10 protein-coding genes are annotated in these 13,786 nt (G+C 50.2%); 6 read left to right on the forward strand and 4 right to left on the reverse strand.

Annotated features, from left to right (window positions below; all coding sequences use genetic code 11):
• The first annotated feature begins 122 nt into the window (after window positions 1-122).
• A complete protein-coding gene (locus tag AC791_RS09500; protein WP_049840211.1) occupies window positions 123-1,271 on the forward strand; it encodes an MFS transporter in 1,149 nt (382 codons plus the stop codon).
• A gap of 37 nt (window positions 1,272-1,308) precedes the next feature.
• Here the strand turns inward: AC791_RS09500 and pflA are convergent, their stop codons facing one another.
• The 4 genes from pflA to ycaO all read right to left on the reverse strand — a co-directional run bounded on the left by pflA (window position 1,309) and on the right by ycaO (window position 7,602).
• The gene (gene pflA / locus AC791_RS09505; protein ID WP_049840212.1) at window positions 1,309-2,049 is read right to left on the reverse strand and encodes a pyruvate formate lyase 1-activating protein; all 741 of its coding nucleotides are present in this window, start codon (window positions 2,047-2,049) and stop codon (window positions 1,309-1,311) included.
• Between the two features lie 191 nt (window positions 2,050-2,240).
• Window positions 2,241-4,523: a formate C-acetyltransferase gene (gene pflB / locus AC791_RS09510; RefSeq protein ID WP_049840213.1), complete on the reverse strand. Its 2,283-nt coding sequence runs from the start codon at window positions 4,521-4,523 to the stop codon at window positions 2,241-2,243.
• Window positions 4,524-4,578: 55 nt separating this feature from the next.
• Window positions 4,579-5,436 (reverse strand): formate transporter FocA, encoded by an 858-nt coding sequence (focA, locus tag AC791_RS09515; protein WP_049840214.1) that lies wholly within the window; start codon window positions 5,434-5,436, stop codon window positions 4,579-4,581.
• 405 nt (window positions 5,437-5,841) lie between these two features.
• Complete coding sequence (ycaO, locus tag AC791_RS09520) at window positions 5,842-7,602, reverse strand: 30S ribosomal protein S12 methylthiotransferase accessory factor YcaO (RefSeq protein ID WP_049840215.1); 1,761 nt, start codon at window positions 7,600-7,602, stop codon at window positions 5,842-5,844.
• 139 nt (window positions 7,603-7,741) lie between these two features.
• On the opposite strand from ycaO, the gene AC791_RS09525 reads away from it, so the two are divergent.
• The 5 genes from AC791_RS09525 (at window position 7,742) to rpsA (ending at window position 13,758) form a co-directional block, all read left to right on the forward strand.
• Entirely contained in the window at window positions 7,742-8,431 is a 690-nt protein-coding gene (locus tag AC791_RS09525; protein WP_049841581.1) for a DUF421 domain-containing protein, read from the forward strand.
• A 182-nt stretch (window positions 8,432-8,613) separates the two neighbouring features.
• Complete coding sequence (gene serC, locus AC791_RS09530) at window positions 8,614-9,702, forward strand: 3-phosphoserine/phosphohydroxythreonine transaminase (RefSeq protein ID WP_049840216.1); 1,089 nt, start codon at window positions 8,614-8,616, stop codon at window positions 9,700-9,702.
• Between the two features lie 66 nt (window positions 9,703-9,768).
• The gene (aroA, locus tag AC791_RS09535; protein ID WP_049840217.1) at window positions 9,769-11,052 is read left to right on the forward strand and encodes a 3-phosphoshikimate 1-carboxyvinyltransferase; all 1,284 of its coding nucleotides are present in this window, start codon (window positions 9,769-9,771) and stop codon (window positions 11,050-11,052) included.
• A gap of 236 nt (window positions 11,053-11,288) precedes the next feature.
• The gene (cmk, locus tag AC791_RS09540) at window positions 11,289-11,972 is read left to right on the forward strand and encodes a (d)CMP kinase (RefSeq protein ID WP_049840218.1); all 684 of its coding nucleotides are present in this window, start codon (window positions 11,289-11,291) and stop codon (window positions 11,970-11,972) included.
• 112 nt (window positions 11,973-12,084) lie between these two features.
• On the forward strand, window positions 12,085-13,758 hold the full coding sequence (gene rpsA, locus AC791_RS09545; protein ID WP_049840219.1) for a 30S ribosomal protein S1: 1,674 nt from the start codon (window positions 12,085-12,087) through the stop codon (window positions 13,756-13,758).
• The last annotated feature ends 28 nt before the right edge of the window (window positions 13,759-13,786 follow it).

Here is a 13,786-nt window from a genome sequence, read left to right on the forward strand (position 1 = left end):
CTGGATAAGCAATTTCAATCGTTCAAAAACAATGTGTGCTATGGCTGAAAAACGCTAATTGACTTTGTTTATAGCGGTGGCATGATGCGCTCGAAATCTGAACTTCCTCACGGTTATTATCCATGTCCACCTATACCCGTCCGGTGCAGTTACTGCTCTGTGGCTTACTGTTGTTGACCCTGGCGATCGCGGTGTTAAATACGCTCGTCCCGCTCTGGCTCGCCCATGAAAACCTGCCTACCTGGCAAGTTGGAATGGTTGGCTCGTCTTATTTTACCGGCAATCTTATCGGGACGTTGCTGGCCGGGCATGTTATCAAACGTCTTGGGTTTAACCGCAGCTATTATATAGCATCGTTAATTTTTGCCGTGGGCTGTATTGGTCTCGGGATGATGGTGGGGTTCTGGAGCTGGTTAAGCTGGCGTTTTATTGCCGGTATTGGCTGTGCGATGATCTGGGTAGTGGTGGAAAGTGCACTGATGTGCAGCGGCAATTCGGGTAATCGTGGCCGTCTGCTGGCGGCCTATATGACGGTTTATTACGTCGGTACCGTGCTGGCACAGCTGCTGGTCAGCAAGTTGCCAACCGATCTGATGAGTGTTCTGCCGTGGGTAACGGCGGTCGTCCTGGCTGGCGTACTGCCGGTGCTATTTACGCGTATCGTGAATCAGCACAGCGAGCAGCAGGAACATGCGCGTATCTGGCCAATGCTGCGTCTGCGTCAGGCGCGTCTGGGAGTTAACGGCTGCATTATTTCAGGGATCGTGCTCGGGTCGCTGTACGGTCTGATGCCGCTTTATCTTAATCACCAGGGCGTAAGCGATTCCGGAATCGGTTTCTGGATGGCGGTGCTGGTCAGCGCAGGTATTCTGGGACAGTGGCCGATTGGCCGTCTTGCCGATCGCTACGGCCGCTTACTGGTCCTGAGAGTGCAGGTCTTTGTGGTGATCCTCGGCTGCCTGGCGATGCTCAGTCACGCGGCAATGGCACCGGCACTGTTTGTTCTGGGTGCCGCAGGCTTTACGCTCTATCCGGTCGCGATGGCATGGGCCTGTGAGAAAGTCGGACAGCATCAGCTGGTAGCGATGAACCAGGCGCTGCTGCTGAGTTACACCATCGGGAGTTTACTCGGGCCGTCGTTAACCGCGATGCTAATGCAAAACTATACCGACAACCTGCTGTTTATCATGATTGCCAGCGTATCGTTTATCTATCTATTGATGCTGCTGCGCAAAGCAGGTCATCATCCTACGCCTGTGGCCCACGTCTAGAAAAATGCCCTGTCGGGAGATCCGGCAGGGCATTTTTTTAATACATGACTTTATGACCGTACTGCTCCAGAATGCCTTTTATGCGTTCCATGGTCTCTTTTTTCGGCGGATGTATGCCGTCGAGCTTATACTCTTCACCCATTGCTACCCACTTATGTTTGCCCAGCTCGTGGTAAGGCAACATTTCAATTTTCTCTACGTTGCCCATATCGCGGGTAAACTCGCCTAAACGGTGTGCAGAATCATCATCGTCTGACCAGCCGGGTACAACGACATAACGTATCCATACTTTAATGTCTTTGTTAGCAAGATATTTGCCGAACTCAAGCGTACGGTGATTAGAAACGCCGACCAGATTCTGGTGGATCTCATCGTTCATTTGCTTAAGATCCAGCATCACTAAATCTGTCACTTCCAGCAATTCATCAATCACCGGATCGTAGCGGCGTACAAAGCCGTTAGTATCAAGACAAGTATGAATACCTTCTTTTTTGCAGGCGCGGAACCAGTCACGCACAAATTCAGCCTGCAAAATAGCTTCGCCACCGGAAGCGGTTACGCCACCGCCGGAAGCATTCATAAAGTGGCGATACGTCACCACTTCTTTCATCAATTCTTCTACGGTGATTTCTTTGCCGCCGTGCGTATCCCATGTATCACGATTGTGGCAATACATGCAGCGCATCAGGCAGCCCTGAAAAAAGGTAATAAAGCGAATGCCCGGGCCATCTACGGTGCCACAGGATTCAAAGGAGTGAATGCGACCAATTACTGACATTGCGGTGGTTTCTCCAGCTTTGGCCTTCATGGCCTGTGAGTGCACAACTCGCTGAGGTTGTGTCAAATCTGTTTTGGCAGTTGTCCATAAGTATAGATAACGGGCAAACCAGACTGCGGGTGTTAAAAAGGCCCCACTGACGTGGAGCCTTTATTTTACGCTTTTTTAATCGCGATTTCAGTCAAAACACATTACATGGTTTGAGTGAAGGTACGAGTAATAACGTCCTGCTGCTGTTCTTTAGTCAGGGAGTTAAAACGTACAGCGTAGCCAGATACACGAATGGTCAGCTGCGGATATTTTTCCGGGTTTTCCATCGCGTCGAGCAGCATTTCACGGTTCATAACGTTGACGTTCAGATGCTGGCCGCCTTCGATAGACGCTTCGTGATGGAAGTAACCATCCATCAGGCCTGCCAGGTTCGTTTTACGCACATCGTCGTCTTTACCCAGTGCGTTCGGAACGATAGAGAAGGTATAAGAAATACCATCTTTCGCGTAAGCAAACGGCAGTTTCGCAACGGAGGTCAGAGAGGCAACAGCACCTTTCTGGTCACGACCGTGCATTGGGTTAGCACCTGGGCCAAACGGCGCACCAGCACGACGACCGTCCGGGGTGTTACCCGTTTTCTTACCGTATACCACGTTAGAGGTGATGGTCAGAACAGACTGCGTCGGGATAGCGTCACGGTAAGTTTTCAGTTTCTGAATTTTCTTCATGAAACGTTCAACCAGGTCAACCGCCATGTCATCTACGCGACCGTCGTTGTTACCGAACTGCGGGTATTCACCTTCGATTTTGAAGTCGATAGCCAGGCCATCTTCGTCACGGATCGGGGTAACTTTTGCATATTTGATAGCAGACAGGGAGTCAGCAGCAACGGACAGACCAGCGATACCACACGCCATGGTGCGGATAACGTCACGGTCGTGCAACGCCATCAGAGAGGCCTCGTAGCTGTATTTGTCGTGCATGTAGTGGATAACGTTCAGGGCGGTGACATACTGCTTAGCCAGCCAGTCCATGAAGTGATCCATGCGTTCCATAACTTCATCGAAGTTCAGAACGTCGCCTTTAATCGGTTCAGATTTCGGACCGACCTGCATTTTCAGTTTTTCATCAACGCCGCCGTTGATTGCATACAACATGGTTTTCGCCAGGTTAGCACGCGCACCGAAGAACTGCATTTGCTTACCTACGATCATCGGGCTTACGCAGCACGCGATAGCGTAGTCATCGTTGTTAAAGTCAGGACGCATCAGATCGTCATTCTCATATTGCAGAGAAGAGGTATCGATGGAAACTTTAGCAGCGTATTTTTTGAAGTTCAGCGGCAGTTTTTCTGACCACAGAATAGTGATGTTCGGCTCCGGAGACGGCCCCATGGTGTACAGGGTGTTCAGGAAGCGGAAGCTGTTTTTGGTTACCAGGGTACGGCCATCAACGCCCATACCGGCGATGGATTCGGTTGCCCAAATCGGGTCACCAGAGAACAGTTCGTCATACTCAGGGGTACGCAGGAAGCGAACCATACGCAGTTTCATGACCAGGTGGTCAACCATTTCCTGCGCTTCTTGCTCAGTGATTTTGCCGGCTTTCAGGTCGCGTTCAATGAACACGTCCAGGAAGGTCGCGGTACGACCGAAAGACATTGCAGCACCGTTCTGGGACTTAACCGCAGCCAGGTAGCCGAAGTAGGTCCACTGGATGGCTTCCTGAGCGTTAGTTGCCGGACCAGAGATATCGCAGCCGTATTTTGCGGCCATTTCTTTGATCTGACCCAGAGCACGATGCTGCTCGGAGATTTCTTCGCGCAGACGAATAGTCGCTTCCAGGTTTACGCCATTTTCCATGTCAGATTGCAGAGACAGGAACTGTGCGTATTTGTCTTTCAACAGGAAGTCGATACCGTACAGGGCAACGCGACGATAGTCACCGATGATACGGCCACGGCCATACGCATCCGGCAGACCGGTCAGAACACCGGATTTACGGCAGTTCAGGATATCTTTAGTGTAAACATCGAAAACGCCCTGGTTGTGGGTTTTACGATATTCAGTAAAGATTTTTTTCAGGGCCGGGTCCAGCTCGCGGTTATACGCTTTGCAGGAACCTTCAACCATTTTGATGCCGCCGAACGGAATGATCGCACGTTTCAGCGGAGCTTCAGTCTGAAGACCAACAATTTTCTCAAGAGACTTGTTGATGTAACCAGCGTCATGAGAGGTGATGGTGGAGGCAACAGAAGTGTCGAAGTCAACAGGCGCGTGAGTGCGGTTTTCCTGTTTAACGCCTTCCATTACGCTGTCCCACAGCTTGGTGGTAGCATCAGTTGCGCCAGCCAGGAAAGACTCGTCACCCTCGTAAGGAGTGTAGTTTTTCTGGATGAAGTCACGGACGTTTACTTCATTCTGCCAGTCACCTTTCGCAAAACCTTCCCAGGCTGTGGCTAACTTTTCATTAAGCTCGGACATTGTAACACCTACCTTCTTAAGTGGACTTTTTATTACCTGCCTGAAACGAACATCATTAATGATGTTCGTTGCCACGCAGGTAAATGACCCAGTATGTCAACCCAACTAGCAAACCACCGCCGATAATATTCCCGATAGTTACAGGGATCAGGTTATCAGTAATGAAATTCATGATAGTCAGATGAGAAAAATTGTCCGGAGAGGAACCAACGGCGGTCCAGAATTCCGGGCTGGCGAAGTGACGAATTACGATACCCATCGGGATCATAAACATATTCGCGATACTATGTTCAAAACCGCTGGCAACAAACATAGCGACCGGCAAAACCATAATGAGTGCTTTATCGGTCAGGCTGCGACCGGAGTAACTCATCCAGACGGCCAGACAGACCATCAGATTTGCCAGAATACCGAGGCAGACAGCCTCAACAAACGTGTGATGCATTTTGTGGTCGGCAGTCTGCAGGACATTAAGCCCCCAGCCACCATTGGCGGTCATATACTCGCCAGAAAGCCACATCAAAAGCACGAACAGCAATGCACCTACCAGGTTACCGACATAAACGTTTAGCCAGTTGCGACCCAATTGACCCCAGGTGATACGACCGCTGGCTTTCGCCACCACAATCAGTACCGTGGAGGTAAACAGGTCGGCCCCACAGATAACGCACAGAATCAGGCCTAGTGAAAAGCAGATGCCACCTACCAGTTTCGCCATACCAAACGGCATGGTGCCAGTACCTGTGGTCGCTGTAATATAGAAAACGAAAGCAATTGAGATGAACACGCCTGCGGTGATTGCCAGGAAAAACGTGGTCAACGGTTGTTTCGTTGCTTTATAGACACCCGCTTCTTCGGCCACTTTGGCCATTGCTGCAGGAAGTATTAGATCAAAAGGGTTGTCAGCTTTCACACTAACTCTCTCTTTATTAAGTCGGCGACGAGATACTAACAAAGCATTATAGAAGAGAAATTGATGTAGATCATATCTCGCCTGGCTTATAGGCCTTCACAGTGTATGGTTTTACCACTATTCAGGATTAAGGTCTTGATTATACAAATAAAAATAAATTTTAAAAATTATCAATTGTGTTGAATTTTTTTACTGCCCCATCGATTGGCAGTTAATTAAAATGGAGTATTTCTAATATAAAGTAACATTAATACACGGTAAGTGTAATAACATTTACTCATATTTAACTTTAACATTACATTTGCGGGTGATTACCACAAAATATACAAAAACGGAGCGGTAAATCCGCTCCGTAATATAACGCAGCCGTAACGATATGCCTACGGCCGAAGTATACAGCAGGGGCTACTTTGACCAGAAGGCCGTTTTAGCACGCTGCAGTTTTTCGTACGCTTTTAACAGCGACTGATGCGCAGGGAAAGCCGCAAGCTCACTATCACCAGCCTGCAGGCCATAGAAAGGCGCTTCGCCACTCAATGCCGCACTAGCTGCTTCTACTGCTTCAGCACCGTACATGCGCACAAAAGCATTCAGATACTGTAGCGGCTCACGGCCTTCTTCTTGAGTGAGCAACAGCAGCGTTTGCAGGCAACGATAATAGTTAGCGCGTTCCGGACTGAACACTGAAGCGTTGAATTCCATCGTCCATTCGGTCCAGATTAACGCTTGTTCTGTATCGCCTCCAGCCAGAGCCAGCATCGCTTTCAGCTCGCCAATACGCAAGGTATACCAGCCGTTATTACTGCCTGTTGCCAGCCCTAATAGCTCGCGTACACGGGTAAAATCGTCGTGGCCTTCTTCATCAAGCTGAGAGATCAGACTGAGATAGTCTTCTTTATCCCAGGTGCTGCCCGGAAGCGCCAGAATCGTCTCGCGTAAATGGCTGCCCATACTGTTATTCGCCAGCCATAAATCTTCTGCCGGATAAATATCCGACATGCCCGGAACGATAATACGGCAAGCGTAGACGCTGAGGTGCTCGTAATCAGCGATGTAAACTTCTTTATCTTCGGCGTTAAAGATAGCCATCAGGGTGGCGAATTCTTCTTCCGTGGTGCCGGCAAAACTCCAGTCGACAAACGGATAATCCGCGTCCTGTTTAAACATATCCCAGGAGATAAGACCGCTGGAGTCAATAAAATGCGTTTCCAGATTAGTGTGTTCGGCCACTTCCTCATCATCGAAAGTCGGCGCGGTGAAAACATCTAAATCTTTCAGGCCACGACCCTGCAATAGTTCGGTAACGGTACGCTCCAGCGCCACGCCAAAATCAGGGTGCGCGCCAAAGGAGGCAAAGCAGGTGCCGTTTGCCGGGTTAAACAGGACTACGCAGATCACCGGATACTGACCGCCCAGCGAGCCGTCATAGGCAAAAATCGGGAAACCCTCTGCTTCAAGCGTGGCAATCGATTCGACCACGCCAGGATAGCGCGCCAGTACCTCTGACGGGATTTCCGGCAGGCTGATTGATTCAGCAATGATACGGTTTTTAACGTGGCGCTCGAAAACCTCAGACAGCCCCTGAACGCGCGCTTCATTAGCCGTATTACCGGCAGACATGCCGTTGGAAACATACAGGTTACCGATAATATTCATCGGAATATAGACAGTTTGATTATCAGATTGACGCGTGAACGGCAGGGCACAGATGCCACGTTCCTCGTTACCGGATTGCAGGTCGATAAGCATACCCGCGCTCAGATCGTTTTCCGGATCGTAAAACGCGCGCAGACGAGCATCCAGAATGCCTTCCGGCAGTTCATCATTTTCCGGCAGTGGGAACCATTTCTCATTCGGATAATGCACAAATGGACCGTTGGCAATGGTATTACCCAGCCAAAAATCAGCGAAAAAATAGTTCGTAGACAGACGCTCGAAGTACTCTCCCAGCGCAGAGGCCAGCGCCGCTTTTTTAGTTGCCCCCTTCCCGTTGGTAAAACACAGTGCGCACTCTTTATCACGAATATGCACCGACCAGACATGAGGAACGGGATTCAGCCAGGAAGCTTCTTCGATATCGAAGCCGAAGTCCTGCAATTTTTGTTGGAAGCGAGCGATGGAGTCTTCCAGCGCAGCATCTTTGCCGGGAATGAAGGTTTGCGTCATGAAGTTCACTTTTTATCGTACGGAAAGCGCGCAATGATACGGGTTTTAGCACACCGACGCTATCTTCCCGGCGCGCGGTATAGAAATAAAAGTATTGGCTATGCTTATGGTTTATAACCCGCTGTTTGAGAATAAAAAGATGAAAGCATTTGATCTTCAACGCATGGTGCTTGATAAGGTGCCGCTTGAATTTCTGGGTGAAGTCGCGCTGCGCAGCCTCTATACCTTCGTTCTGGTTTTCTTGTTTCTTAAAATCACCGGGCGTCGCGGCGTGCGTCAAATGTCGTTATTTGAGGTTTTAATCATCCTCACTCTCGGCTCTGCTGCGGGGGACGTGGCATTCTATGATGATGTGCCTATGCTGCCCGTATTAACGGTTTTTATCACTCTGGGGCTGCTGTATCGACTGGTTATGTGGCTGATGTCACACAGTGAAAGACTGGAGGATTTGCTGGAAGGAAAGCCCGTTGTCTTTATCGAAGAAGGGCAATTAGCCTGGGAAAAAGTCAAAGCTGCCAGTCTTACCGAATATGAGTTCTTCATGGAGCTGCGCATCAGCAGCGTAGAGCAACTTGGCCAAATCAAACTGGCGATTATGGAAACCAATGGTCAGATCAGCGTCTATTACTATCCTGATGATGAGGTGAAAGCGGGACTTTGTATTCTGCCCGTTGGCATTGAGCGCTATACAACCGTTCCGCACGACGGCGAATACGCCTGCAATAAATGCAGTGCAGTACAGAAAATGAAAGCGGGCGACCACCAGCGGTGTTCACGTTGCGCACATCCTGAATGGTCCAGAGCCAGCCGGGCAAAGCGAATTACCTGATAGCGGTTTTGTCGGCCTTTATTCGTCAATGCGATAGAATATATTGTGTGATAACGAGCACATTTTTACCCGTCCGTGTTTTAGCCGTTGCGACGTGTGTCACTGAATGGTAAAACCACTATCCACAGGAATAACTTATACCCATCGCGGTGGGTATATCATTAGCAGCGTGGTGAGGGGAAATGGCTCAGGTCTTTAATTTTAGTTCAGGTCCGGCAATGCTTCCGGAAGCGGTACTTAAGCTGGCGCAACAGGAACTGTGCGACTGGCACGGGTTGGGTACGTCGATCATGGAAGTCAGCCACCGTGGAAAAGAATTTATTCAGGTTGCTGAAGAGGCTGAACAGGATTTTCGCGATCTGCTGACTATTCCCTCAAACTATAAAGTACTGTTTTGCCACGGCGGCGGGCGCGGGCAGTTTGCCGGTATACCGCTTAATCTTCTCGGCGATAAAACCACGGCTGATTATGTTGATGCGGGTTACTGGGCAGCCAGCGCCGTTAAAGAAGCGAAAAAATACTGTACCCCCAATGTCATTGATGCCAAAGTCACCGTAGACGGGTTGCGGGGCGTTAAGCCTATGCACGACTGGCAGCTTTCCGACAACGCTGCCTATTTACACTACTGCCCTAATGAAACCATTGACGGTATCGCCATTGACGATGTGCCAGATTTTGGTGATGACGTTATTGTCACTGCTGATTTTTCCTCAACCATTCTTTCCCGACCGCTTGATGTCAGCCGCTTCGGCGTAATCTATGCGGGCGCACAAAAAAATATCGGACCGGCGGGGTTAACGCTGGTGATCGTCCGCGAGGATTTACTCGGTAAAGCACATCAATCCTGCCCGTCAATTCTGGATTACAGCGTGCTCAATGAGAATGACTCAATGTTCAACACGCCGCCCACCTTTGCCTGGTATTTATCCGGTCTGGTTTTCAAATGGCTGAAAGAGCAGGGCGGTGTCGCCGCAATGGATAAGATCAACCAACAAAAGGCCAATCTGCTGTATAGCGTGATTGATAACAGTGATTTCTATCGCAACGACGTGGCAAAGCGTAATCGTTCCCGCATGAACATTCCGTTCCAGTTAGCCGATAGCGCACTGGACACATTATTCCTCGAAGAATCACTGTCGGCGGGACTACATGCCCTGAAAGGACACCGTGTCGTCGGGGGAATGCGCGCCTCAATTTACAACGCTATGCCGCTGGCAGGTGTTCAGGCCCTGACCGAGTTTATGACTGACTTCGAACGTCGTCGCGGTTAACCCCCCGTATTATTCTTCCCCGCGGCCCGCTGCGGGGCTTTCTTTTGCTTTTGAGAGTTAAGTTTCATGGATTCCCTGACGTTACAACCCATCGCGCGCGTAGACGGTGTTATCAATCTGCCTGGATCAAAAAGTGTCTCTAACCGGGCGCTGCTGCTGGCGGCGCTGGCTGAAGGCACAACCGTATTAACCAATTTACTCGACAGCGATGACGTCCGCCATATGCTGAACGCCCTGAGCGCGTTAGGCATTCATTATACCCTTTCAGCCGATCGTACCCGCTGCGAAGTCACTGGCAATGCGGGACCCTTACGAGGCGACAATAGTCTGGAGCTATTTCTTGGTAATGCAGGAACGGCGATGCGCCCGCTGGCTGCTGCGCTTTGTCTTGGTCACGGTGATATTGTTCTGACCGGCGAGCCGCGCATGAAAGAGCGTCCGATTGGGCATCTGGTTGATGCCTTACGCCAGGGCGGGGCAGTCATTGAATACCTCGAGCAGGAAAATTATCCACCCCTGCGTCTGCGCGGTGGATTCTCAGGAGGAGAGGTTGAGGTTGATGGCAGCGTTTCCAGTCAGTTTCTGACCGCGCTACTGATGAGCGCACCGCTTGCCGCCACGGATACCGCTATTGCTATTAAAGGTGAACTGGTTTCTCGTCCCTACATTGACATTACGCTGAATCTGATGCGCACCTTTGGAGTGGAGATTGAAAATCAGCGCTACCAGCGCTTTATCGTCAAAGGTGGCCAGCAGTATCAGTCTCCAGGGCATTATCTGGTAGAGGGAGATGCCTCATCCGCCTCCTATTTTCTGGCTGCCGGGGCAATTAAAGGCGGTACGGTAAAAGTGACCGGTATTGGTCGTAACAGTATGCAGGGCGATATTCGTTTTGCCGATGTACTGGAAAAAATGGGTGCAACCATTACCTGGGGCGACGACTTCATTGCCTGTACGCGCGGTGAACTTAACGCTGTGGATATGGATATGAACCATATTCCTGACGCAGCAATGACTATCGCGACGGCAGCCTTGTTTGCCAAAGGCACAACCACGTTACGAAATATTTATAACTGGCGTGTTAAAGAGACAGACCGCCTGTATGCGATGGCAACGGAACTGCGTAAAGTCGGTGCCGACGTTGAGGAAGGAGACGATTTTATTCAGATTACACCGCCAGCCGATCTGCAATTTGCCGAAATTGGCACCTATAACGATCATCGTATGGCAATGTGTTTCTCGCTGGTGGCGCTGTCCGATACCCCTGTTACTATCCTTGATCCGCAATGTACCGCTAAAACGTTTCCTGATTATTTCGACCAGTTAGCACGCATCAGCACACCTGCCTGATTCCCACTCTGCGCCGGTCAACCGAGCGGCGCAATATTGTCCGAATCCATACTTTTTCTTATAAAAAATAATGCATTCAGGGCTGGTTTTCGCCAGGCCCGCTATAATTGCGCAATTATCCTTCATCTTATGCAAGGGCAAATAAGTTTTTGCACACAAGGTTAACGATTGTTGGCGCGGGCGCGTATAATGCGCGGCGTTTACGTTAACAGTGCGCCTGTTTTAAGGAGAAAAAGATGACGGCAATTGCCCCGGTTATTACCATTGATGGCCCAAGCGGCGCGGGTAAAGGCACCTTATGCAAGGCGATGGCAGAGGCGCTACAGTGGCATCTGCTGGATTCCGGTGCCATTTATCGCGTGCTGGCTCTGGCCGCGCTGCATCACCATGTTGATGTAACCTGTGAAGATGCGCTGGTCCCGCTGGCGACGCATCTGGATGTCCGTTTTATTTCGACGAATGGCCATCTGGAAGTGATCCTTGAAGGAGAAGACGTCAGCAGCGAAATTCGCACGCAGGAAGTGGCCAGCGCCGCCTCCCAGGTCGCGGCTTTTCCACGTGTTCGCGAAGCGCTTTTACGCCGCCAGCGTGCATTCCGTGAGAATCCTGGCCTTATTGCCGATGGCCGCGATATGGGCACGGTCGTTTTTACGGACGCGCCGGTAAAAATTTTCCTTGATGCTTCCTCCGAAGAGCGTGCGCACCGTCGCATGCTACAGTTGCAGGAAAGTGGCTTTAGTGTTAACTTTGAACGCCTTTTGGCCGAGATTAAAGAACGCGACGATCGCGATCGTAATCGCGCTGTAGCGCCGCTGGTTCCCGCTGCCGATGCATTAGTTCTGGATTCAACCAGTTTAAGTATTGAGCAAGTGATTGAAAAAGCGTTACAATATGCGCGCCAAAAGTTGGCCCTCGCTTAATTGCGTCCGAATTAGTAGTACCCCCGCAGCAATGGAATGTTAGCGGGTATGTGAAACAACCCCATCCGGCACGGAGCCAGGTGGACGTTAATATGAAACCTGAAGATTAAACATGACTGAATCTTTTGCTCAACTATTTGAAGAATCCCTGAAAACAATCGAAACCCGCCCGGGTTCCATCGTTCGTGGTGTTGTTGTTGCTATCGACAAAGACGTAGTACTGGTTGACGCCGGTCTGAAATCTGAGTCCGCCATTCCGGCTGAGCAGTTCAAAAACGCCCAGGGCGAACTGGAAATCCAGGTTGGTGACGAAGTTGACGTTGCTCTGGATGCAGTAGAAGACGGCTTCGGTGAAACCCTGCTGTCCCGTGAGAAAGCTAAACGTCACGAAGCCTGGATCACGCTGGAAAAAGCTTACGAAGAAGCTGAAACTGTCACTGGTGTTATCAACGGCAAAGTCAAAGGCGGCTTCACTGTTGAGCTGAACGGTATTCGCGCGTTCCTGCCAGGTTCACTGGTAGACGTTCGTCCGGTTCGCGACACTCTGCACCTGGAAGGCAAAGAGCTTGAATTTAAAGTGATCAAGCTGGACCAGAAACGTAACAACGTGGTGGTATCACGTCGTGCCGTTATCGAATCCGAAAACAGCGCAGAGCGCGATCAGCTGCTGGAAAACCTGCAGGAAGGCATGGAAGTTAAAGGTATCGTTAAGAACCTCACTGACTACGGTGCATTCGTTGATCTGGGTGGCGTTGACGGCCTGCTGCACATCACCGATATGGCATGGAAACGCGTTAAGCATCCGAGCGAAATCGTAAACGTTGGTGATGAAATCAACGTTAAAGTCCTGAAGTTTGACCGTGAGCGTACTCGTGTATCTCTGGGTCTGAAACAGCTGGGCGAAGATCCGTGGGTTGCTATCGCGAAGCGTTATCCGGAAGGTACCAAACTGACTGGTCGCGTAACCAATCTGACCGACTACGGCTGCTTCGTGGAAATCGAAGAAGGCGTTGAAGGCCTGGTTCACGTTTCCGAAATGGATTGGACCAACAAAAACATCCACCCGTCCAAAGTTGTTAACGTTGGTGACGTTGTGGAAGTTATGGTTCTGGATATCGACGAAGAACGTCGTCGTATCTCCCTGGGTCTGAAGCAGTGCAAATCTAACCCATGGCAGCTGTTTGCTGAAACCCACAACAAGGGCGATCGTGTTGAAGGTAAAATCAAGTCAATCACTGACTTCGGTATCTTCATCGGCCTGGACGGTGGCATCGACGGTCTGGTTCACCTGTCTGATATCTCCTGGAACGTTACAGGCGAAGAAGCTGTACGTGAATACAAGAAAGGCGACGAAATCGCTGCCGTTGTTCTGCAGGTTGACGCAGAGCGCGAACGTATCTCCCTGGGTGTTAAACAGCTGGCAGAAGATCCGTTCAACAACTACGTTGCTGTGAACAAGAAAGGCGCTATCGTAAACGGTAAAGTGACTGCAGTTGACGCTAAAGGCGCAACCGTAGAACTGGCTGACGGCGTTGAAGGTTACCTGCGTGCTTCTGAAGCATCACGTGACCGCGTTGAAGATGCAACTCTGGTTCTGAGCGTAGGCGACGACGTTGAAGCTAAATTCACCGGCGTTGATCGCAAAAACCGTGTTGTTAGCCTGTCTGTCCGTGCGAAAGACGAAGCTGACGAGAAAGATGCAATCGCTACTGTTAACAACAAACAGGAAGAAAGCAACTTCTCCAACGCAATGGCTGAAGCATTCAAAGCAGCTAAAGGCGAGTAATTCTCTCAATCCTTGAAGAAGGATGAGG

This window comes from Klebsiella sp. RIT-PI-d (assembly GCF_001187865.1).
In the GTDB taxonomy this organism is placed as follows: Bacteria; Pseudomonadota; Gammaproteobacteria; order Enterobacterales; family Enterobacteriaceae; genus Superficieibacter.